General features: G+C 46.5%; 21 protein-coding genes. 8 read left to right on the top strand and 13 right to left on the bottom strand.

The window, feature by feature from the left end; translation table 11 throughout:
• Positions 1-132: 132 nt before the first annotated feature.
• A complete protein-coding gene (locus ASJ33_RS04265; protein WP_072555659.1) occupies positions 133-1,314 on the bottom strand; it encodes a Shedu anti-phage system protein SduA domain-containing protein in 1,182 nt (393 codons plus the stop codon).
• A 240-nt stretch (positions 1,315-1,554) separates the two neighbouring features.
• Between ASJ33_RS04265 and ASJ33_RS04260 the strand changes: the two genes are divergently transcribed.
• The 4 genes from ASJ33_RS04260 to ASJ33_RS04245 all read left to right on the top strand — a co-directional run bounded on the left by ASJ33_RS04260 (position 1,555) and on the right by ASJ33_RS04245 (position 9,400).
• Positions 1,555-1,794, top strand: a complete 240-nt coding sequence (locus ASJ33_RS04260; RefSeq protein ID WP_072555657.1) for a hypothetical protein — start codon at positions 1,555-1,557, stop codon at positions 1,792-1,794.
• A 62-nt stretch (positions 1,795-1,856) separates the two neighbouring features.
• Positions 1,857-4,646, top strand: coding sequence for an ATP-dependent helicase (locus ASJ33_RS04255; RefSeq protein WP_072555655.1), 2,790 nt, complete (start codon positions 1,857-1,859; stop codon positions 4,644-4,646).
• A gap of 54 nt (positions 4,647-4,700) precedes the next feature.
• Positions 4,701-6,572 carry a DNA methyltransferase gene (locus ASJ33_RS04250; RefSeq protein WP_081372238.1) on the top strand — a complete coding sequence of 624 codons (1,872 nt, stop codon included), beginning with the start codon at positions 4,701-4,703 and terminating at the stop codon, positions 6,570-6,572.
• Positions 6,572-9,400: a DEAD/DEAH box helicase family protein gene (locus tag ASJ33_RS04245; RefSeq protein ID WP_072555653.1), complete on the top strand. Its 2,829-nt coding sequence runs from the start codon at positions 6,572-6,574 to the stop codon at positions 9,398-9,400. The genes ASJ33_RS04250 and ASJ33_RS04245 overlap by 1 nt, the downstream gene beginning before the upstream one ends.
• A gap of 97 nt (positions 9,401-9,497) precedes the next feature.
• Here ASJ33_RS04245 and ASJ33_RS04240 read toward each other — a convergent pair whose 3' ends face one another.
• The 7 genes from ASJ33_RS04240 to ASJ33_RS04210 all read right to left on the bottom strand — a co-directional run bounded on the left by ASJ33_RS04240 (position 9,498) and on the right by ASJ33_RS04210 (position 13,868).
• Positions 9,498-9,983: a hypothetical protein gene (locus ASJ33_RS04240; protein ID WP_072555651.1), complete on the bottom strand. Its 486-nt coding sequence runs from the start codon at positions 9,981-9,983 to the stop codon at positions 9,498-9,500.
• A 42-nt stretch (positions 9,984-10,025) separates the two neighbouring features.
• Entirely contained in the window at positions 10,026-10,343 is a 318-nt protein-coding gene (locus tag ASJ33_RS04235) for a hypothetical protein (RefSeq protein ID WP_072555649.1), read from the bottom strand.
• Between the two features lie 54 nt (positions 10,344-10,397).
• Positions 10,398-10,880, bottom strand: a complete 483-nt coding sequence (locus ASJ33_RS04230; RefSeq protein ID WP_072555647.1) for a hypothetical protein — start codon at positions 10,878-10,880, stop codon at positions 10,398-10,400.
• Positions 10,881-10,950: 70 nt separating this feature from the next.
• On the bottom strand, positions 10,951-11,319 hold the full coding sequence (locus ASJ33_RS04225) for a hypothetical protein (protein ID WP_236886572.1): 369 nt from the start codon (positions 11,317-11,319) through the stop codon (positions 10,951-10,953).
• A 34-nt stretch (positions 11,320-11,353) separates the two neighbouring features.
• The gene (locus ASJ33_RS04220; RefSeq protein WP_042377533.1) at positions 11,354-11,542 is read right to left on the bottom strand and encodes a hypothetical protein; all 189 of its coding nucleotides are present in this window, start codon (positions 11,540-11,542) and stop codon (positions 11,354-11,356) included.
• 325 nt (positions 11,543-11,867) lie between these two features.
• Positions 11,868-13,118: a DNA polymerase III subunit beta gene (locus ASJ33_RS04215; protein WP_072555645.1), complete on the bottom strand. Its 1,251-nt coding sequence runs from the start codon at positions 13,116-13,118 to the stop codon at positions 11,868-11,870.
• A 144-nt stretch (positions 13,119-13,262) separates the two neighbouring features.
• Positions 13,263-13,868 carry a hypothetical protein gene (locus tag ASJ33_RS04210; protein WP_072555643.1) on the bottom strand — a complete coding sequence of 202 codons (606 nt, stop codon included), beginning with the start codon at positions 13,866-13,868 and terminating at the stop codon, positions 13,263-13,265.
• 227 nt (positions 13,869-14,095) lie between these two features.
• Between ASJ33_RS04210 and ASJ33_RS04205 the strand changes: the two genes are divergently transcribed.
• The 4 genes from ASJ33_RS04205 to ASJ33_RS04190 all read left to right on the top strand — a co-directional run bounded on the left by ASJ33_RS04205 (position 14,096) and on the right by ASJ33_RS04190 (position 17,727).
• The gene (locus ASJ33_RS04205) at positions 14,096-14,374 is read left to right on the top strand and encodes a metal-sensing transcriptional repressor (protein WP_072555641.1); all 279 of its coding nucleotides are present in this window, start codon (positions 14,096-14,098) and stop codon (positions 14,372-14,374) included.
• A gap of 13 nt (positions 14,375-14,387) precedes the next feature.
• Positions 14,388-15,080, top strand: coding sequence for a hypothetical protein (locus ASJ33_RS04200; RefSeq protein ID WP_072555639.1), 693 nt, complete (start codon positions 14,388-14,390; stop codon positions 15,078-15,080).
• A 224-nt stretch (positions 15,081-15,304) separates the two neighbouring features.
• A complete protein-coding gene (locus ASJ33_RS04195) occupies positions 15,305-15,667 on the top strand; it encodes an ArsR/SmtB family transcription factor (protein WP_072555637.1) in 363 nt (120 codons plus the stop codon).
• Positions 15,668-15,777: 110 nt separating this feature from the next.
• Positions 15,778-17,727 carry a heavy metal translocating P-type ATPase gene (locus tag ASJ33_RS04190; RefSeq protein WP_081372237.1) on the top strand — a complete coding sequence of 650 codons (1,950 nt, stop codon included), beginning with the start codon at positions 15,778-15,780 and terminating at the stop codon, positions 17,725-17,727.
• Between the two features lie 69 nt (positions 17,728-17,796).
• Here ASJ33_RS04190 and ASJ33_RS04185 read toward each other — a convergent pair whose 3' ends face one another.
• The 5 genes from ASJ33_RS04185 to ASJ33_RS04165 are packed head-to-tail and all read right to left on the bottom strand — an operon-like array spanning position 17,797 to position 21,347.
• On the bottom strand, positions 17,797-18,333 hold the full coding sequence (locus tag ASJ33_RS04185) for a hypothetical protein (protein ID WP_072555635.1): 537 nt from the start codon (positions 18,331-18,333) through the stop codon (positions 17,797-17,799).
• Positions 18,334-18,336: 3 nt separating this feature from the next.
• Complete coding sequence (locus tag ASJ33_RS04180; RefSeq protein ID WP_072555633.1) at positions 18,337-19,881, bottom strand: ArdC-like ssDNA-binding domain-containing protein; 1,545 nt, start codon at positions 19,879-19,881, stop codon at positions 18,337-18,339.
• Positions 19,881-20,186 (bottom strand): hypothetical protein, encoded by a 306-nt coding sequence (locus tag ASJ33_RS04175; RefSeq protein ID WP_072555631.1) that lies wholly within the window; start codon positions 20,184-20,186, stop codon positions 19,881-19,883. Before ASJ33_RS04175 ends, ASJ33_RS04180 begins: the two co-directional genes overlap by 1 nt.
• Complete coding sequence (locus ASJ33_RS04170) at positions 20,179-20,874, bottom strand: tyrosine-type recombinase/integrase (RefSeq protein WP_072555629.1); 696 nt, start codon at positions 20,872-20,874, stop codon at positions 20,179-20,181. The genes ASJ33_RS04175 and ASJ33_RS04170 overlap by 8 nt, the downstream gene beginning before the upstream one ends.
• Positions 20,874-21,347, bottom strand: coding sequence for a hypothetical protein (locus ASJ33_RS04165; protein ID WP_072555627.1), 474 nt, complete (start codon positions 21,345-21,347; stop codon positions 20,874-20,876). Before ASJ33_RS04165 ends, ASJ33_RS04170 begins: the two co-directional genes overlap by 1 nt.
• Positions 21,348-21,356 lie beyond the last annotated feature (9 nt).

Genomic DNA, 21,356 nt, shown 5'->3' with positions numbered 1-21,356 from the left:
AGCGCTGATGAGCATGACCAAAGACAATCTTTCCATTTGATTAGAGGTTGATGACTTCGAAAGTATATCCATTCTTCTTAAGGTATTCTCTAAATTCGGTAAATTTATCAGAAGATAGCAAGAGCGTCATATTTAACCCTTCTTATTTTCACTATAAAGATTGATGATATATTCACCCCGCTTGACGATTTCTGTATAAGAGATAACCTCGATACCGTGTAGAGTGTGATTCAATTTCCTGAAGGCTTCTTTGGTGTCATCATCCCAATTATCTTCCAAACCAATTAAGATGAATGCCCTCGGCTTAATTACGTTGATCTCTTTATCGAGTTGATTTGCGTACTTCCTGTTGATTTTCTTTTGTAGACTGAGTTGATTCAATTCCATTTCATAAAGATAGTTTACGACCTGTCCGATGGCCTTATTTGCTTCCGGTGACCAGGCATATGATCCCGGATGAGAAAGGTCAGGTTTAATAATCTCATGACTCGGTAGCTTAATTTCTAGAATGTCGATAAATCCATCAATGGTAGGGAACAAATAGTCGGGAACATTATCGAATCCAACGCGTTGATTATCGATTGGTGATAAATACTGAATCCCCATAATCCAGTTGTTCCGATAAATCCAAGATTGCCAAGAGTCTTTTCCTGCGGTTTCTCTATAATTCTTTCCGAACCGAGACTTTAGTTCTGCAAGCCTTTCTATGTAGAAAGCGATGCTCGATTCCTGTTTGAGCTCTTCGAGTTCTTCTATGTTTTGTCTGAGTGCTTTCTCTTCCTGCCGGAGGTCCCTTATCATAAAGGACGTTTTCTTCAGTATTTGTTTCTTGTGTTTCTTCTTTTGAGATAGTTCTGAGAGTACGTGGTCAAAATATTTACCAGCTTTATTCAACTCTCCGCCTGACAAGGAATCGTCCGGGCTAGAGAAGTCGCCAGGAAATTGCTCACTTAAGTATGCCGACGAGATGTCCAGAGCCGTTTGTCGGTAGAATGATCGAAATCGGCCATACCCCTTGTCGGAATATTCTTTCAGGTTGATATAATATTCGTTACCAGTTTTCTGTGTTTTCCCATCGGTCAGTATTAGACTAGCATTCTCACTTTTAGCCTTAATATGTTCAAGAAGATGCTTAAACCCTCTTACAGCCATACCTGACTCGAGCAATTGCAAAAAACCCTGTCCACTCCGTGATTTCCTTGATTCGAGTTGTTCATATAGCTCCGCCGTCAAGAAGAACTCAGAGCCATCGAGGTTACCGTAGCCTTTATTGTTGACCTTAATTGCCTTCAGGTTTCTCTTTTGTCGTGCCATTATTGTCCTCCAAAAAGATCGTTCTTTGAAGGGCTAGCTCATACCTATAACACGGGAGTATGTACTATGTTAACGGTATTACTATTATTCCCCATTATCACTCCATTGTGGGTAGGTCCGTATTTCAAGCTGCGTATGTTCTGCTTAAGAAAACATTAGACACAACCTAAAAGGGCTTTAATTCGTATCCTGCCAAGTAGTATAATGCAATCACTAACGTTAATACAAGGATATTAGCTAATGATTACGAACGGGACTGACAAGCTTGACTATATTACCAAAGTCAAAGGGATACTGGCCAAAGAGCCTGGGCTAAGTGTCAAGGAACTAGCGGAGAGACTAAAGGCAAATCGCCAGTATATGGCTGGTGTCTTAAAAGTTCTTGAAGAATTTGGAGAAGTTACTCACCGCCAGGTTGGGCCGGCACGTATTTACTACGCCGTCGATGATTCAAAGGAAGAATCCAATGGCGCCAAATAGTGGAAGAAAACTGCCTTTTCTAACGGACTGCAAGGCTCCAACTGATATTGGGAGGCGCGTACATGAATTTCACCCCTGATCAACTCAGTGCGATTAACCATCCGAGTGGTAATTTACAGTTAATCGCATGTGCAGGCTCCGGCAAAACTGAAGTTGTTGCGCGACGTGTAGCTACCCTTCTGAAAAACGGAAGGACCAAAGGACTAATTCCTGCTAATATTGTTGCTTTTACCTACACCGATAAGGCTGCTGCTGAACTCAAAGATCGCATAACCACAAGATGCCGGGAAGAATTGGGTGACATTACTGGCATGGCCGAGTTGTATGTTGGGACAATACATGGTTTCTGTTTGGACTTACTTACAACTGAAGTTCCCGAATATTTGAAATACGGCGTACTAAATGATGTCCAGCAAATTCTTTTTGTGGATCGCCATAGCAAAGCAAGTGGCTTGACAGCTTGTACAGCCTTAAATGGAACTCAACTCGAGCGATATAAAGATACCAATCTATATGTTAGCGCCCTTAGCATCCTCAGAGAAGCACGACTAAACGAAAACAAACTACATGGGGTCTCGCTTGTCGAGGGACTGAAACTGTATGAGTCACTTCTCAAAGAAAGGCGTTATTTCGATTATTCAGCAATAATGGTTGAGGCAGTACGCGAGATAGCTCGGGACAAGAAGCTACAACAGCGGCTAGCCACTCGGATAAAGCATGTCTTTGTAGATGAGTACCAGGATGTCAACCCTATCCAGGAGTGTATAGTAAAACTACTTCATGACCTAGGCGCTTTCGTGTGCATTGTGGGTGATGATGACCAGACCATCTACCAATGGCGAGGTAGCGATATCACGAATATCCGCACATTCACCGACCGATACCCAAATGTGCAACAAATTCGACTTCAAGAAAACTTTAGAAGTAGCAAAGGAATTATTGAAACAGCTAGAGATTTCATAAGTCAGAACACTGAACGGTTACCCAAAGCAATGGTTTCTACTGACGCGCAGCAGTATGAGGTAGGTGATGTTACAGCTTTGGCGTTTGATAACCCGGATGCTGAAGCACGGTTTATTGCAGCCACAGTAAAACAACTAAGGGGTGTGGCCTTCAAGGAAGACCTGAAAGAACGAGGTCTTTCCTACTCAGACTGCGCTATTCTGCTCCGTAGTGTTAAGAACAATGCTGACCCTATCGTTGTCGCACTTAGGGAAGCGGGCATACCGTCAATTATCGTTGGAATGAACCACCTTTTCGATACGCTGGAAGCACAAGCGGCAAAGTTGATTTTCCACTTTATCGCAGACAGAAATGGAACCGACAGGAAAACTCTGCAAGATTCTTGGCTGGCCGCTAACATCGGGCTTAATCCTGATGCATTGGAGCGGGCGATTAATAGGCTGCAAGAAGCCAAAGATGAACTTAATACTCCGGAACAGAAACGATGGGGGCTCTATTCACTTCAGCGCCAGTACCTTGATTTTCTCGAAAATATCGAATTAAGAGAAGAGAATGTGCCTGATGGACCAGGGGGTAGCAAACGCAGCGAAATTATTTTCTATAATCTCGGTAAGTTTAGTCAATTGATTTCCGACTTTGAAGAAATTCATTTTCATTCTAAGCCTAAGGAGAAATACGAGAACTTCGCCAACTTTTTGGAGTACCAGGCTGAAGGCGCTTATCCTGAAGGATGGCAGGATAATCAGTACGCCAATCCAGATGCTGTAAGAATTATGACCATCCACCAAGCTAAGGGTATGCAATGGCCCGTAGTTTTCATTCCCGCTCTATTGCGCAATCGATTTCCGCAAGCGCCAATAGGTGGTCGTAATGTTTGGCACTTGATACCAAAAGAGGGAGTCTATGGCCAACCTAGATTTGAAGGCGACATTGAAGATGAGCGCCGATTGTTTTACGTAGCCATGACCAGAAGCCAAAAATTCCTTTTTCTAACCTGGGCTCCAATCCCTGGGAAAAATAATCGTTATACACGATCCTCAGAGTTCTGGGACAACGTATTAGCTTCCAAATGGGTCAAAAGGCGCCCGCCTGATTACTCTGCCCGAAAACACCTACCTCCCGAAGCACGAGCCGGTGTATCTAATGTCGTGCTCTCTTTCAGTGACTTAAAGTACTTTTTTGAATGTCCATACCAGTTTAAGCTCCGAATCCTATATGGATTTAATCCGCCGCTTGTGGAAGCCATTGGATATGGAAGATCGTTGCATAATGCTCTAGCGGAAGTGCACGCTCGTTCTATCCGAGGTGATGTACCAGATGAAAGTGAGTCAAATAGATTAGTACAGCGGCACCTTCATGTACCTTATGCGTATGAGTCCTTAAAGAGAACATTTGAAGCTAGTGCTCAAAAAGTATTGCAAGCCTACATAGAAAAGAACAAACCATCCTTTAGCAAGATCGAGTTGGCAGAGAAAACCATCGACCTACACCTTGGTGATGGCGTGTCCGTAGTAGGCAGGATTGATCTTGTGCGCCGTCTCGATACTAATGAGGTCACTATCGTTGATTTAAAAACCTCGGAGCGCGCTCAAGCAGAGGATGTAACAGAAACGCAGCTTCACATTTATGCATTAGGCTATCAGGAACTAACTGGGCGTCGGGCTGACTACGTTGAGATTTATGAGTTGGAGGATCAAAAAGCAAAACCCCGCTCGGTCGATGACGACTTTATCGCTGACGTTCGGACTGATGTTAAGGCTGCTGCAGAAGCTCTTCGTCAGGGTAGGTTACTTCCAAAACCTAAGCCTAAATCTTGTGAAAGCTGCGATACTCATGGATTATGTACCACAGGATGCGGATTTCTCGGCAAAAAGGGTAGCAATAAGTAAGTACCTCTTCGAATTTAGGCAGCGTGTTATAGTTCCGCAGAAGGAGTTGACCATATGGACGAACATCGAATAGAGTCAGATTCAATAAAGACTGACAAATATACTAACTCAAATCTGGGTCAAGAACAACAGGGGGTGAAACTCATTTGGTCTGGTAAACGTTCCGATGTCGAACGCATTGTGCTACCCTTCCAACGCATTGAAGTAGTTAATGAGTCTAGGGCTACCAGGGAAGCTGAGAAGGGAACTTTTTTACGAAGCCTCAGGACTGATGTTAGCCCAGATTCACCGGATTGGCGAAACAAATTAATTTGGGGTGATAATAAATATGTCATCGGATCACTTCTCGAACAATTCGCCGGTAAAGTTGATCTCATTTATATCGACCCACCGTTTGGCACTGGGCAAAACTTTTCCTTTTCGGTAGAGGTTGGAGACGAAGAACTTACAAAAACACGATCAATAATAGAGGAAAAAGCATATAGAGACACTTGGGGACGAGGAACCGACTCCTATCTCAGTATGATGTATGAAAGATTGCACCTTCTTCGCCAACTTTTATCCGAAAAGGGGTCAATTTTCGTTCACTTGGACGTTCATATGGGCCCTTATATAAAAGTGCTTATGGACGAAGTGTTTGGTCAAGAGAATTTCCAGAATGAAATCGCGTGGTATTACTATAACAAGCTTCACGGGTCCAGGAAAAGATGTATCCCCAAGGCTTTCGACCAGATCCTTTACTACGTAAAGAATCGAGAAGCTGGTTATACTTTCCACACGTTATCGGAACCGCGTGAAAATGCGGTGAAAAAACTAAAATACAGTTTTATTAACGGAAAAATTGTCAACGATAAAGATGAACAAGGCAAGGTAATTACATATGTAAGCACTGAGCGACAAGTAGATAACGTATGGCGTATAAGATGTCTTCAGCCCGCGAATTTACAGGAATGGGTGAACTACGATACGCAGAAACCTGTGGATTTGATCGAGCGGGTCCTTCAGGTATCCTCTGAACCGGGAGATCTTGTGTTGGATGCGTTCGTAGGGTCTGGGAGCACAGCAGTAGCTGCAGAGCGGCAGAAGCGACGCTGGATAGCAATAGATTTAAGTCGCTTTTCCATCCATACAACCCGCAAGCGCCTTTTGAATGAAGATGGATGTAGCCCATTTGAGGTTCTAAATCTAGGTAAGTATGAGCGGCAATACTGGCAAGGAGTCTCTTTCGGTAGTGGCTCACGCGATGAACCCACTGCTTTGCATCAGTATTTTAAGTTTATTCTCGACCTCTACAAAGCAGAGCCGACCTCTGGGCTCGTTCACCTTCATGGTCAGCGCGCTGGCCGTATGGTACACATAGGTGCTGCCGACTCACCTGTTACGCTCGCGGAGATAAGAGATGCCGTAGATGAGTGCAGGAAGATTAAACAAGAAAAGTTGGATATTCTCGGTTGGGAATGGGAGATGGGTTTGCATGATGTTATTGAAGCAGAGTCGAAACGCTCTGGAATGCATCTTCGCTTGCTTCAGATACCAAGTGAGGCCATGGATAAACGTGCTGTCGATGCCGGAGATGTCCATTTCTTCGAGTTGGCCTATTTACAAGTCGAAGCAGAAACCAAAGATAAAGAAGTACGGATTAAACTCAAGAATTTCGTGATGCCTAGTCAAGATTTAATTCCAGATGAGATCCATGGAAAAATTCGGAAATGGTCAGATTACATCGACTATTGGGCTGTTGACTTTGAATTCAACGATGATACATTCCATAATCTGTGGCAGGATTATCGCACTAGATCCAAGCGTGATCTGAGTCTCACCTCCGATTGGCATGACTATAAGAAAACCGGTCGATTTAAAGTGTTAGTCAAGGTATTTGATATTTTCGGCAATGATACTACGCATTTGCTGGAGGTGAGAGTGTAGTGGCTAAGAAACTGCAACCAAAGACTCCAGGCAAGCGTCAGGTGCTTGTCCATTATGACCAAGCTCTCCCAGAGATTGTGGATCGCCAGGCGGATGAATTACCCAGCTCTTATTTGGAAAAGGATGGTAACGGTGGGTACCGAATTATTCCTGGGCGCCGCCCAAGCAAGTTGCTTCTAGTATCAAAGATTCGCCAAGTTGTCGACGCATGGCGGGCTAATGGCTATAAGGGTATTTCAGACACTACACGAAGGCTTTTTGAGTATTGGTTTGACTCCAGCCATCGTCTCAAAGATGGTCGCGAGTTCTGTTATTATTTCGGGCAACAAGAGGCAATTGAGACACTCGTATATCTTCGTGAAGTCAAACACATAACAGACACGGCCGACTTAATTCTCAGCTACATGGATGATGCAGCCTATGGGAATGACATATTTGTTACGCGGAAGCAGATCGTTGAGGACATTAGAGGCAAACGGCGACTCCAAAGAATCGTTCCCGATACGGGACAAATGGCTGACCAAGCTATCCCACCTGAGAAGCTACCACGTTACGCAACTAAAATGGCTACAGGGTCAGGTAAAACGGTCGTAATGGCGTTGGCAATAACGTGGTCCTATTTCCATCGTCGCTTTGAGCAGAGCTCAGATATGGCCCGACATTTCCTTATGCTCGCTCCGAATATCATTGTTTACGAAAGGTTAAAAATAGACTTCGAAAATGAGAAAATCTTTCGGGAACTACCAATTGTTCCACCCGAATGGAGAAATGAATGGGACTTCCGCAGTGTATTACGCGGTGAGTCTTACTCCGGCTCAGCTTGGAGTACACTTTACCTGACAAATATCCAGCAGTTTTATGACAGGGGTAACGACGAGCCAATTAATCCAATTGACATGGTTCTAGGGCCACGCGTGAAGGGCGATGATATAGTTAAGTCGGCTTCTATTATGGATATGGTTCAGAGGCATGATGACCTGATGATTATCAATGATGAAGCTCATCATGTACACGATGAAGATTTGGAATGGTGGAAAATAATCGAAACCTTACACGCGGCAGTAATTAAACGAACGGGACATGGACTAATCGCACAACTCGATTTCTCGGCTACTCCAAAAGATAGGAATGGTACCTTTTTCCCGTGGATAGTCTCCGATTACCCCCTTGCTCAAGCTGTGGAAGATAGAATAGTTAAGGCACCCTTGGTAGTTCATCAAACTGAGAGGGAAACCCCCCAGAAGTACACGAACGCGGCGGTTGCATACCAAGAATGGATACAGATAGCTCTCAATAGATGGCGAGTACATCGTGACGCATACAAGCCAATCGACATCAATCCAGTTCTTTTCGTGATGGCAGAGGATACTCACGATGCTGACGTCATTGCAGAATCAATCAGGCGGGAATCGGATATAAAAGACGATGAAGTTCTTGTAATTCATGTTAAGGAAAAAGGCAAAAGCAAAGGCGATATTACAGAACTAGACTTAGGAAAAGCTCGTGAGGCTGCACGTTCAATTGACTTGCCAGGAAACAGAATTAAGGTTGTCGTTTCAGTCCTCATGTTACGTGAGGGTTGGGATGTGCGTAACGTCACCGTAATCTTAGGTTTAAGACCATTCACTTCGGATGCTAATATTCTCCCAGAACAAGCTGTAGGCCGTGGTCTTAGGCTTATGCGGAATATGCACCCCGATTATGCTCAAGTGGTTGAGATTGTAGGCACACCAAAGTTTGAAGAGTTCGTCAAGGGATTGGAGATTGAGGGAGTTGGTGTTGGAGCTACAAAGACCCCACCCAACCCTGGTACCCCGATTTACCCAATGAAAGAACGGGCTAAATACGACATTGAGATACCACAAATCTCCCAAACGTATGTCCGTAACTATAAAGACATTAAGTCCTTCGATGTTCAAATATTGCCTGCTGCCCTCGTGGCTCTAAAAAGCAGTCCAGCGGCGGCAACAGAAATAGAGATTAAGCACGGGATTACGGAGTTCACATTGTCTAAGGAGACAGTGGATTTCCAGCCCGATGCAGTGTTCCTACAGGATGTGCTGGCTCAGATCACCCAGAGCGTAATTCGTACAGCCAAACTCGGATGCAAATTCACCGATGTCTACCCTATAGTAGAAAAATACGTCGCCGAGCGTTTTTTTGATGTCAAAGTCAATCTAAGTGACCCAGTGGTAGCTCGAGCTCTGGCTCGACATGATGTGGGTAATTCATTCGTGAAAGTACTTGCAGAGTATTTAGGCAAACATGCCACACAAACGCAAAAGACACAACTCAAACCCGAGCCAATACATCTTTCAGAAACGCACACTTTCACATGGCGTCGCCTCACGGCGACCGCTAGCCATACGATATTCAACCAGGTGGCTTGCTATAACCAATTTGAAGCTGACTTCGCTACGTTTCTAGACAAATCTCCGGACGTTAAAGCCTTTGCCAAGTTAGCAGAGTGGTTTACCGGAGTTGGCTTGGAATATCTGAGTGCCAACGGCTCGGTACGTGTTTATTATCCCGACTTCGTCGCTCGAGTCGAGAACGCCGGGCAAACAACGATGTGGCTTTTAGAGACTAAGGGTCGTGAAGACTTCGATTCAGAGGTTATACACAAGGATGCCAATGCCGAATGGTGGTGTTCGCAGATTACAGAGCAGACTGGAATAACTTGGAAATATGCTAAATTGCCATACAGTCAATTCCATGGAAATTGGCCATTGAAGTTCGCTGAATTGATCGGAATGCTCAAACCTGCTTCCGGTATGAAAATGATTTTTGAGTCGGCTAACTCACCAAAGAATTCACCAGGAATATAAAAGATCAGGTACAGAGACTGTTCCAAAAGTTGCTTCCGGAAGATAAAAAAAGGGACCGGGGAAGTTCCCCGGTCCCTTTTTTATGCCTAATAATAAATTAAAACTCGAACAGCGCTGGCTGTTCTACTTTTCTCTTTACTACCTCCTCTTCTTTCTGCTGTCGTCTTTCCGCACGTTCTAGCTCCTGTCTGGCTGTAGTTCGCCGGAGATAGAGCCATTCTTTCAGTCGGTTCAGGTCGGCCGTCTGTTGGCCCGTGAGTGTGTCTACCCTAATATCCTTTGGCATCTCACTTTTACGCCATCGGGTATAGGTTTTACCAGCAACATAGAGGTAGATCTGGCTCCAGTCGCTGTCCATTGGCATAGTCAATGAAGCCGTATTGAGATAGGCACAGGCTTCGGCATCCGTCCCTGTAGGTTGCTCTCCGTTAGTTTCTTTCATGTTTTCAGTCAACCTTTCCAAGGTAATAGCGTTCTTGAGCCATTCAGGGAGACTATCTCCCCAACCACCCGGGTAAACGATGATGGGATCGGTTAGAGTACCTACCAGGTCATCTATCATCGTATTGATATTTTTAGACATAGTAACCCTCCGTTTACTCATAATTTTTGGTACGCTGATTGGCTAATACTCGTCAGGGAAAAGAATGGTGGTGGCGCTTCGATCAGCCTCGGTGATTATCCAGACGGTGGCCACTCCGTTTTGAGGAAAGCGGTCATCATTGTAAGCCGATAGCAAACGTGTGCCTTGTTTGAGCGCCTGGTCGTTGCTCTGCTTATCCTCTTCATCTAAATCTCCCCAGTCGCCTTTCACGTGGCGATTGAGGGACTTCTGGATATACTGGGCAAACTCGGGGTTCTCACACGCTAGGTCGAAAACGCCTCTTGAAGCGACAATCTGACCAGTATTGAAAGCGGCATTGATTACGAATAATGCATTCATTGTTTTCTCCTTTTTGGGGTATAGTTACCCCTTCAATAATTAAGAACTGGACTTCTAGTCCTTGAACCTGGTTATGTGCAGGCAGGCATAGTGCGACCTGAAGTTGTCTATCGGGTTTTCCCAGAAGCCATTGCGGAAGTCCAATAAGTAATGCCAGTAGCCCTGGTATTCCTGCTCACGTACAGCTACAAGGTAGTCGGTGAATATCCTGACGGCTGCTGACTTGCTTCCCCAGAGTACAATGACTCCTGGGATATAGTTCTGGTCGCTCTTTAGCCTGATAGGATGCCATTCCAGTTGAAGCCGCTGGAGCTTCAGGTTATCGAGCCAGAAGTGGCGTCCGCCGGCGTCGTAAGAGCCGATGTATATGTCCTTGCCTTCCAGCTCTTCCAATATCTCCATCAGGCGCTTTATGGCTTCCCGCCGTTTCTTACGAAGCGGTATCTGGACGGCTTTTCGTCCCAGTTTCACTGTAGTGGTTGGCTCAGGTTCGGCAAGTTTGACTCCATCAAACAAGTCCATTTGACCTGTTGCCATGTTTCTTTACTCCTTTCTACTCAGATTTTGGGCATAGTTACCCCTTCAATCACCGGTATCGCTGGCTTTATTAGCTCACCAAACTGAGCTGTTTGCCACTGTTTACCTTCTGTCGTTCTGCCTCTACCGTTCCCCCTGGGATAGACTCACGGACAGAGCTAATCGCTGCACGGACATTCCCCGGATGTGGTTGCTGGTTCCAGGGCGATATTCCGCCAGTAACCCGCTCGATTTCGCCGATGAGACGGGATAGGTGCTGGTCGATGTAGCCTGGCAGGTTGGGGATTTTCCTTGCTTCCGTAGCGACGAGTTTCGCCTGCTCCAGTGGTTCGATAGCCTGATTGACGTATTCCTCGACCATATCCATAGCCTCGTTTACCATCAGCGCATTCCATTTGATAGGCATAGTTTTACCTCCTTTATCTTCGTTTTTGGGCATAGTTACCCCTGCAAGAATGTAAGAGTGGGATGGTCTAGCTCTTGAGAGCCATATTGATGGCTTCCTTGACGACATCAGACCAGCACTCCAGTCCCCATTCCACGCCCTTCTTCACCTGAGCAAGAATGTCATCGGTTATCGCTTCTTCAGGGATACCCATCTCCCTGGCGCAATCAATGACATCTACCTTGCTGAGGACAAAAATAGTGTCTGTATCCGCCATAGTCGGCTTCCTCCTTTCCTAATGAATTACGAGTGAATATCTGGGAGTACCTACTCTCTTTGGTTGTGGTTCGTACTGTGCAACTGTCCCTGGGGACTTCCAAAAGTACGCAACCGCTGGTGCTGTCCCTGCCATCGAGGGCTTACGTCTATCGAGGTCTGCCTCTGCCATCGGGCATCGGTGCTCTCTGCCCTTTTAGCCACAAAAAAAGGGGTATCCGTTCCCACGCATTGGGGAAACGAATACCCCTAAAAAAGCAAAAAAGCGGGGTCTCCCCCGCTTTCCTGCGTTGGCTGTTTTCTGAGTTCAAGCGTTCAGTTCAGGCTTATGCTACGGCTACTGGTTCTTTTGCCTTGCTTCGCTTCCGCTTCGGCTTATCGGCTTTGGCATTGGCAATAGCTTCAGCTTCGGCTACAGCATTTGCTTTCTCGGCTTCGCTTACCGTCTCGGCTGGCTCTACCTCAGCGGTCTCGGTTTCTACCTTGACTGGCTCGGCGGTCTGTGCCTCACCTTTCGGCGTCTGGCTTTCACCCGCAAACATCGGCATTACCACAAGCTCATAGTCGGGACTGGTAAAGAGCATCGGCGATTTACTATCTACCAACTTTAGCTCTACCATCCCGCCACAAGCTCTTAAGGCGTCAGCAAGGTAACTGCCATCCAGTCGTATCTTGCCTTCACCCTGTGTATCGGCGGGTATCTCTGCCAGTCCCTTATCATCGGGACTGGACATTGTGAGCTTGCCGTTGCCAATTGTGAGGTCTATCGGGTATGCCTTGCTGTCGGACAGGACTTTGAGTGAGCTTACCGCCCTGATTGCCTCGTTAGTATCAAAGCTAACAAAGGTGTTGAAGTCGGCGGGTATGAGCTTTTCGTATTCGGGAAAGTTCCCGTCAGCTCCCCGCCATTTGTAGCGGATTAGCTCCGTGTCCAGAACAAGGCTCATTCCGTCAAGGCTTTCCCCGCTTTTCTCAAAGCCCACCCTTACCCTGTATGCCCTTCGCAGGGCACTGATTACACCCCTTAGCTCATCCCGATTTATCAGGACTTGCCCCTCATCACCGTCAAAATCCAGCTTCACCATCGCAAGCCTGTAACCATCGGCGCTTACCATCGTGAGCTTACCGTCTGCCACCTTGAAGAGGACACATTGTAAAACAGGTCTGTTATCCTCTTTAGCGGTGAACGGCACTACTCTTGACAGTGCTTCCGATAGCTCCAGTGCTCCGAGGTTAGGCTTGACGGAATTGGAAGGGCTAACCCTGACATCGCAGAGTGTTAGAGGTGTTTTCTCACCTACCCAAGCCATATCGTCAAGGTAACTGGTATTTGCTCCACAGACCACCTTCAGTCTTTTATCGGCAACCCGCAACCCGCTGGCATTGCCGTTAGACGAGGGAACGACTTTTACAACGTTACTCCCGCCTAATGACTTAATGTAGGTAAGAAAGCCTTTACGCCCTATCGTGAAATCCATAAGCACTACCCTTTCGGCTAGTGCCCTTGATAGAGCGTTTACCAGTATCGCCTTGTGAGCACAAAAGCCCTCACCTGAACGCTTGCCCTCAATATTCAATTGTTCTATTTGAACACCCCCTATTGACTATCCGACAGTGGGCAAGGCTATCGGCTTCGTCTAGTAGTAAGCTCCCGATAACCCGCAATTCGCTGGCATTATCGGTGCTCCCACTATATATATCGGTAGAGAGGGGTAAAATCTCTACATCGCCAGAAGTTTGTTTTGCTCTCGTTTTCTAAATCTCCAGAGGTATTGACTATCGGTAGGTGTCAGATTGTCGCCGTTCCTCATCTTGTGAGCTATCTGGAGTAACCTGTTCGGGCAACTTAACAGAAAAGTGCGGGCGTCAAGCCAAGCTCCAACATCAATCGCCTTATCATCGGCTATCGTGTCCCCAAACTCGGTTACGTTCCCTTCACTATCGGTTATTGGCTTTGACAGACTTTCAATCTTGACAGCCTTTGGACAAACCGAATAGAGATAGCCATCTTTGCATTTAGCCCTTTGCTTTTGACCACAGCTACCACAATCAAGCCCATTAGTGAGCTTGTATTGCTTTCGCCAGTAGTCAGCCACTACACAGCTTGCGATACGGCACATCATCGCTTCACTGAACGGCTTATCGCCGTCTCTAGCCCTCGCCATTGCCAGTTCCAGTATGATACTATGTCTGATGTCCCCCCTATCCTGTGCAGGCACTTTGTGTTCAAACCTTTGGGCGGTGCGAAACCATTGTGCCCATTCGCCGTTAAGTCGGTCATAGGATAGGGGGTTTTCGTCTTGTGGACAGCATAAAGTAGTTACCAAGCTTAAACCCCCTTTTAATCGGGCAAGCGTTCAGGTCAAGGTCTTTGTCGCTCTGTATTCTGTTGTTAATGTGCTTCGTGTTTTGTCCGTGTTTAGCTTCATTTTCCAACAAAAATACATAAGGTAAAATTTCAAGAACTAGCTATATAACCGTCCCTCTCCCCGGAAGCGAGAGCAATTGAGTAATCAAGCTATTTATGCAATAATATCCCCCTAGGGGGGATATTATGAGTAAGGCACACACCCACAAGCAAACGAGATCTGTTATTAACCGTCTTTCAAGAATTGAGGGGCATATTCGTGCTATCAAAGCTATGCTTGAGGAAGAGCGCCCCTGTCCTGAGATACTGATTCAACTAGCAGCTGTTAAGTCAGCGATTACTAAAGCCTCCAGGTTAGTCCTTGAAGATCACATGGAATCCTGTCTGTACCAAGCGACCAAGGCAAACGCTCCGGAAAAGGAATGGAATAGCTTAAAAGAAGCGCTTGGTAAATATGTAATGTGAGTAAGGCGGAAAAATGTTTAATCCAACATACATTGGCGTAATATTATTGGGTCTTTTACACGGCTTTGAGCCAGGTCATGGTTGGCCAGTTGCTGTACTGTACGCGATAAAAAGAAAGAATCCCGTCTTTAGTGCAACTGTCAGTTCATTAGTCATTGGACTAGGTCATCTTGTGTCGTCGATAGCGGTTGTTGTCGCGTATGTTTTGCTACAAAAGTGGTTAAATTTTGATGCACCCTGGTTAAAATATGTCGCGGCAGGTCTGTTATTAATTTTAGCTGTTAGGTTATACATGGAAAAGTTCGACGATCTTAAAAGCCAGCACGGTCACACTCATCCGGATGCTACAGAAATAGAACATGAACACGAACATGAGCACCCGGGACAAGCTCCGCATACCCATAAGCATAAGCATGGACCAGCAGTTGTGCTGAGTCTCTTAGGATTAGCTTCGTTTGCTTTTATTCTTGGTTTTGCTCATGAGGAAGAAATTGCCTTACTCGCTTTAGTAGCAGGTGGGCTTAACGCATGGGTGCTCATGATGTCCTACGCAGTCTCCGTTTTGATAGGGCTTATGGTAGTAACTATTCTTGGCGTAAAAATTTATAAAATGTTTCAACCTAAACTCTCACGATTTGAAAAGTACGTACCAAAGATTAGTGCTGCAATTCTCGTTATAATGGCTATCTTGATAGTTATATTTTAGAAAATGATTTATGGCTCTGAAGGGAGTCTCTAGGAGTCCTGTTTACTAATAATGTGACGTCTTTGGGCGGTACAGTAGACGGGACTCAAATATTTTAATCAGGCTTCAATTTATGCCCCGTGACTGATTAGAATTTCATGCAGACTAAGTTCATTAAGATTGACGTGCATGTTAGAAAGATGCAATAATATATTAGCAACTACGCAGATGTTAAGAGGTGCATTATGATGGTAAAGGCTGAGGACAAGTGCGAGGTATGGGCAGTTGACGAAGAAAAAGTGTTAAAGGCGAAAAAGGGACTACCACCCGATGAGGCGTTTACAGTACTGGCTGAGACCTTTGGAGCTTTAGCGGATTCCAACCGGGCCAAAATCCTGCATTCTTTGCTGAATCAGGAACTCTGTGTATGTGATATCGCCTGTGTCGTTGGGATTTCTGAATCTGCCATATCACAGCACCTTCGAATACTGCGAACGCTCCGTATGGTTAAGCAACGAAAGCAAGGCCGGATGATGTACTACTCACTGAACGACGATCACATCCGCCAACTTTTAGAAATATGCCTGGAACACACAAGGCATTCTTAGCGTGTTCCATCTTTTTTACTGATTTATAGGCTGAATATCGAACAAGATTATTAAGTATAGGTTGTCTCGTAGGTAAGTAATGCAGGGGAATACAGTAAGAGGAAGGATTAATGACCACTAAACCCGTAGTCAACGAACAAGCAAAAACTTGCGAACATGGCATATCCGGTTACTGCTCCAGATGCGCCGAAGAGGAGTTTAATATACCAAAAGAGTTAGCTTTCATCGGTAGTGCTCTGCTTCTTTTCATTCTTGGAATGGTTTTTAATAATGCACTCCATAACACGCCATATAGTTGGGCTGAATATGCCGTGTTATTGACTGCGTATTTCCTGGTTGGCTGGCAGGTTGTATGGACTGCTTTGCGTAACCTTACACATGGAAGGGTTTTTGATGAAAATTTCTTGATGACTGTGGCTACGGTAGGTGCCATTACAATTCACCAACTTCCCGAAGCGGTTGCCGTGATGTTATTCTACAAGACGGGTGAATTTGTTCAAGAGCTCTCTGTAAGCCGTTCTCGCCGATCGGTAAGAACCCTACTCGACGTGCGGCCTGATTATGCTAACTTAAAGACCGATAAAGGGCTTGAAAAAGTATCCCCTGACCAGGTGAAGGTGGGGGATACCATTATTGTTAAACCCGGTGAGAAGATCCCATTAGATGGAGAGATTATCGACGGTCAGACTCTACTGGATACTTCTGCGCTGACCGGTGAGTCTGTCCCCAGAAGCGCAAAACCCGGCGAGCAAGTCCTGGCCGGAATGATAAGCAAGACCGGCTTGCTCACCATCAATGTGACCAAACGATTTGGTGAATCATCGATAGCCCGAATATTAGAGCTTGTAGAGAACGCAGCAGCGAGGAAGGCACCCACTGAGAAGTTCATTACCACCTTTACCAGATACTACACACCTGTGGTTGTATTCGGTGCTCTGCTTGTAGCGGTTGTCCCACCACTCTTTGTACAGGGAGCCACATTCTCTGAATGGATATACCGCGCGCTTATTTTGTTGGTAATCTCCTGCCCCTGTGCACTGGTTATCAGCATTCCACTAGGTTATTTCGGCGGCATCGGCGGAGCTTCTCGCAAAGGAATATTAATTAAAGGATCCACCTACCTCGATGCTCTTACTGCGGTGAAAACTGTTGTCTTCGATAAGACGGGCACCTTGACCAAAGGTGTGTTCAAAGTCACCAAGGTAGTTACCCGAAATGGATTCAACCAGGACCAGCTGCTGCGCTTGGCCGCGGAAGCAGAAGTACACTCTAACCATCCGATAGCCCAATCTATACTCGAAGCTTACGGTGAAAAGGTGGACACTTCAATAGTCAGAGATTACCAGGAAATCCCCGGTAATGGCATAAGAGCGCAGGTTAACGGACAAATCATCATGGCTGGCAACGACCGCCTGCTCCATAGCCAAAACATCGAGCATGATGATAATGACTGTTGCGTCGAAGGGACCGTGGTTCACCTGGTTGCTGGTGGTAAATATGCGGGTTATATCACTATCGCAGATGAAGTTAAAGAAGACGCTGCCGAAGCTATTATGTCTCTAAAAAGATTAGGCGTGAAAGAAGTAGCCATGCTTACCGGCGATAGCCAGATAGTGGCTGCCTCTGTCGCCAAGAAAATAGGGATAGACACCTTCTACTCTGGCCTGTTACCGGAGGATAAAGTTCAGGCTCTGGAGAAAATGAAAAATACTCTCCAGGAGAAGGGGAAAATCGTCTTTGTGGGAGATGGTGTTAATGATGCTCCGGTAATAGCTCGGGCGGACATCGGGGTCGCGATGGGTGGTCTCGGTTCGGATGCTGCCATTGAGACAGCTGACGTAGTGATAATGACTGATGCTCCCTCCAAGCTACCCCAAGCAATTGAGGTCGCAAAGAGGACCCGCACTATTGTATGGCAGAACATTCTAATGGCATTTGCGGTAAAAGGAATTTTTATTGCATTAGGTGTAGCCGGAGTAGCAACAATCTGGGAGGCGGTCTTTGCCGATGTCGGTGTTGCCATGCTAGCCGTTTTAAATGCTACCAGAGCGATGAGATAGAAAACAAAATTGTAACTTGGGATAATTCAAAAAGATTTGAGAGAAACTGGTTGATTATACCAAATTTGGCTAATCGGGCTTCTTCATATGGCTTGGTCCGATCTCAGGATATAGCGTGAAGAGCGGATTAGACCAGAGTTCATCCCCTGCTTCAATACCCGTTTTTGTAAGTCGATAGTAAGTTCGCTCAGGAGCTGCAGGATAGTTGTCCTGGATAGTGGACGGCTCAGTTTTATCGGTGACTTCTACCCATCCCAGCCTTTTTAGCACTCCGAAATACATAAGGAATGAATGGTACCGCATGTGGGTGAACTTCCGGGAGACTCGTTTTAGCTCACGCTGATAAATCTTCTCAGCTTCTGCTTCAGTGACGTCGGCATGTTTAACAACCATATTGCTGATGATTCTTTCCGCCCGTTCCCTGGCCGTAGCCCGGGCAAGCGCTTCTTTGTATTCGAAGTTGATGTCAGCCTGGGGAGCGCCTCGCTTGAGGTCTACCTTCGTTGAGCCTTCCGGTCCGTTACCTGAAAGATACTCCCGGATAAACCACCCGCAGCCAAACGGCCTAAGAAAGCCACCTCTGGTTGGCATCAGTCGAATTACCATGAGCTAGGCTACCCCAACCGGTTTCTTGGCGGTTTGCTCAAGACCGTCAAATATCTTCTCGGACACCTTGCGTATGGATGCCAGGTTGGCTTCAAGAACCTTCTTATCCTTGGACCAGATAGCAACATAAGGGAATGAACGGGTACCGGTATCAAACCCGTAATGAGCACCGATGGTGAAAGCCACACTTTCGGCGATGGTTTCGGCATCGCTCCTTGGTATACGGAATACTCCTTCAGAGTAGTAATGAGCGACCTCGTGAAGCAGTGTTTTTAATTGCTGAGCGCGTGGTTCTTCGGGTCTGACCCAGATAGTCTTCCCAACATAGAAACCTTTAATATCCGGGTCCTGGTTGGGCTTTGACTCAAAACTGACTTCAATCCCTTGCGATTCTGCCAGGCGCATGACTTGCTCGAATAGGTCCTCATTAGCCTCACCTGTCAGAGAGGGTACTTCAAACTCAGGCAGAGGTTTCCCTTCCGTTTGACTAACATCAAAGACATAAACTACTTTGAAATAGATCGGGCGGATCTCCGTTTGCTCGTCCTTCTCTTCCTCATCTGCAACTCTGATTCCAGTGTCAGAGAGCTCGGACTTTTTTCCCTTGGGCGGCATGCATGGAGCCAGAATAGCAATTCCCTTTTCGCCTTTCTTAACCCAACGATACAAATCTTTCCAGGTGCTAAAACCAGCGACACGGGTGGCTTCTGGTTTCTGAAGCATGATGAGTATCAGATTACCGATGCTGTAATCGTGAAACTTGGACATGGTAAGCAGAAATGTTCGGAAGTTCTCGCTCTGCTGGATGCCGTCAACGCCTTCCTTGAGCCGCTTCAGAACATCATCTATCTTACGTTCCTTAGTTTCTGGCTCTACGGTGAAGCTGTAATCCGGCACCGGAGCACCAAACCAGCTAAGCAAGTGATAATCCCGCGGTGAGATCTTCTCGCATACCTCACATTGATGGACTAAAGTGGCAAAGAAAGCACATTCACCCCTGGAAGCCGGCTTACTCACCCGGTTGTAAACGGGGGTAGCCGCATAACTACCTGCCGGTAGTGTTTTCGATGAGTCGTCTGACATATCACGTACCATATCTTTAACCACGCCTACCATCAAGTACCCCATTAAAGTGAATCCAGCAAAGGAAATCATGGAGGGTACCCAGGTTGGCTCTGCCGGTACTTCCTGCAGTACCAATATCTCCAGCGTGACCTGGCTGCCAACTTCAATCCCCTCAAACTCACCGGCGTTAACCTCAATAAAATAGCGGCCGGGCATAGTTGAATGCACCTGGTATCCGGGTTGAATATCCCGGTAAATCTCGGTGATTACCAGTTCTTCGTTGAGGAATGCAATATCCAGGGGAAAAAGCATCGGTTCGGTAGTAACGGTTATATCCTGGGCAAATCCCAGATCGAAAAGCATACCGGTGCCGGCATCGATTCCTGAAATACCACCAAGCCCCTGTACCAGCTCCCAATACGTGCTGGACAGAAAAGCCAGCCATTCTTTATCTCCAATTGTAATTTTGACCTGCCCTGTCATTAGTGCCTCCCAGGTATTCGCTTGACGCCGTTAATTTTTCCTTCCAAGCTCATTTGCCTAGACTCGTAATCCGATGTTCCGATGTCCGATCCGCCAAACATCGCCACATCAAAATTCTTGTGCCACCGGGCTGAAGCCTTAAAATCGGTTTTCTCCTCGAACTTCTTGCCGCGAGATACTTTCGGCTTCATTCCCGGAGGACAGACAGCGGACATACCTTTGAGGAAAGACTCACTGGTAGTGTCTTCCCGGTAGTTTATCGGTGCGTTAATCCCGAATTCTTCGTGACTGGCATATTTACCCATTCTGTTTACCTCCTTGCCACAGCTTTTCGTACCACTCTTTTTGCTCCTCACCCGATACCTTGCGGTATTTCATGGTGGTGGTGATACTCTGGTGCCCCAGGTGCTCTTGAAGTAACCTGATACCGTCTCCTGAGTCATCCAGCTTGACCGCGTGCACTGCGAAGGCGTCACGTAGCTTGTGGGGACTAACATTGTGTACCTTACCGCTTTCCGGGTTAATCAAGCCGGGTAGTCTGGCTCTCTCGGCACATTCTTTTACTATTTGCCAAGCCCGATGTCGGGTTAAATTAAAGAGATGTTGATTCCCTTTCTTGAAACTGGCGCCGCCGCGCTTAATATATTCCCTCAGCATTCCCAGGGTGTTTGTTTCTAAAGGTATATTGCGGAACTTGCGGTGCTCTTTCTCATCCGCAACCGCTTTCTCCACCTTATGCCCACAAACAGGGCAAAACTTGTGTCCTTTCCCCAACCTGGCGCTGCATTTCGGGCAAGAGAGCTTAATTCGCTGCTTCAGGTGTTGGATGGTTACCAAGCCCTGTTTGAAGTCGATGTCGCTTACCTTGATCCCCAAAGCTTCGGAGACACGGCAACCGAGGTGAAAGAGCAAACGGATAAGCAGCCTGTCCCGCAGATATTCTGCCGACTGCTCAAGCCGTTCCACCTCTTCCGGTTCCAGGTAGGCTTTCACTATTCCTCGACTCCCTCACCCATTTGCTGGGTCATCGGCATTATCATGCCCATCATCATCAACATCATTACCATCGGCATCATCGACGAAAACATATCCCCACCGCTGGTATTACCGGAGACGATGATGACGTTATCCTGCTCCGCAATAGCGCTGGTATCCTCAATCCAAACTCTTAACCCGTAGGTGCCGTTCTCAATGCCACCCAGAGATTTAGCAACGAGTATGAAATCCACCGTGGCGATTCCATCAGCCGGTGTGGAAGAGGCCGGCAGCTGGACATCAGCCTGTCCCACGCACGTGCTAACCATGTGCTTGCCGAAAAGGTTTGTGTAGTAGGGACCAGCCAGCAGCTTTACGGTGGTGTTCACACCGATGAAGTACTTGAAGGAGACGGTCACCCGGACCTTATCCCCTACGTTGAACGTTCCTGGCTCAAGCACCATCGGTGCAAAGACTATTTCAAGTGGCATGCTCTACTC

The sequence above is a fragment of the Dehalococcoides mccartyi genome (assembly GCF_001889305.1).
Classification (GTDB): Bacteria; Chloroflexota; Dehalococcoidia; order Dehalococcoidales; family Dehalococcoidaceae; genus Dehalococcoides; species Dehalococcoides mccartyi_A.
This window is presented reverse-complemented; position numbering and strand designations above follow the sequence as displayed.

What these genes read in the sequence shown, in the direction of transcription:
- ASJ33_RS04175 (WP_072555631.1), bottom strand. Translation starts at nt 20,186, where the DNA reads ATGGGTAAATATGCCAGTCACGAAGAATTCGGGATTAACGCACCGATA.
- ASJ33_RS04180 (WP_072555633.1), bottom strand. Translation starts at nt 19,881, where the DNA reads ATGACAGGGCAGGTCAAAATTACAATTGGAGATAAAGAATGGCTGGCT.
- ASJ33_RS04165 (WP_072555627.1), bottom strand. Translation starts at nt 21,347, where the DNA reads ATGCCACTTGAAATAGTCTTTGCACCGATGGTGCTTGAGCCAGGAACG.
- ASJ33_RS04185 (WP_072555635.1), bottom strand. Translation starts at nt 18,333, where the DNA reads ATGGTAATTCGACTGATGCCAACCAGAGGTGGCTTTCTTAGGCCGTTT.
- ASJ33_RS04190 (WP_081372237.1), top strand. Translation starts at nt 15,778, where the DNA reads ATGACCACTAAACCCGTAGTCAACGAACAAGCAAAAACTTGCGAACAT.
- ASJ33_RS04220 (WP_042377533.1), bottom strand. Translation starts at nt 11,542, where the DNA reads ATGGCGGATACAGACACTATTTTTGTCCTCAGCAAGGTAGATGTCATT.
- ASJ33_RS04205 (WP_072555641.1), top strand. Translation starts at nt 14,096, where the DNA reads ATGAGTAAGGCACACACCCACAAGCAAACGAGATCTGTTATTAACCGT.
- ASJ33_RS04240 (WP_072555651.1), bottom strand. Translation starts at nt 9,983, where the DNA reads ATGTCTAAAAATATCAATACGATGATAGATGACCTGGTAGGTACTCTA.
- ASJ33_RS04250 (WP_081372238.1), top strand. Translation starts at nt 4,701, where the DNA reads ATGGACGAACATCGAATAGAGTCAGATTCAATAAAGACTGACAAATAT.
- ASJ33_RS04230 (WP_072555647.1), bottom strand. Translation starts at nt 10,880, where the DNA reads ATGGCAACAGGTCAAATGGACTTGTTTGATGGAGTCAAACTTGCCGAA.
- ASJ33_RS04235 (WP_072555649.1), bottom strand. Translation starts at nt 10,343, where the DNA reads ATGAATGCATTATTCGTAATCAATGCCGCTTTCAATACTGGTCAGATT.
- ASJ33_RS04265 (WP_072555659.1), bottom strand. Translation starts at nt 1,314, where the DNA reads ATGGCACGACAAAAGAGAAACCTGAAGGCAATTAAGGTCAACAATAAA.
- ASJ33_RS04195 (WP_072555637.1), top strand. Translation starts at nt 15,305, where the DNA reads ATGATGGTAAAGGCTGAGGACAAGTGCGAGGTATGGGCAGTTGACGAA.
- ASJ33_RS04255 (WP_072555655.1), top strand. Translation starts at nt 1,857, where the DNA reads ATGAATTTCACCCCTGATCAACTCAGTGCGATTAACCATCCGAGTGGT.
- ASJ33_RS04260 (WP_072555657.1), top strand. Translation starts at nt 1,555, where the DNA reads ATGATTACGAACGGGACTGACAAGCTTGACTATATTACCAAAGTCAAA.
- ASJ33_RS04225 (WP_236886572.1), bottom strand. Translation starts at nt 11,319, where the DNA reads ATGCCCAAAAACGAAGATAAAGGAGGTAAAACTATGCCTATCAAATGG.
- ASJ33_RS04200 (WP_072555639.1), top strand. Translation starts at nt 14,388, where the DNA reads ATGTTTAATCCAACATACATTGGCGTAATATTATTGGGTCTTTTACAC.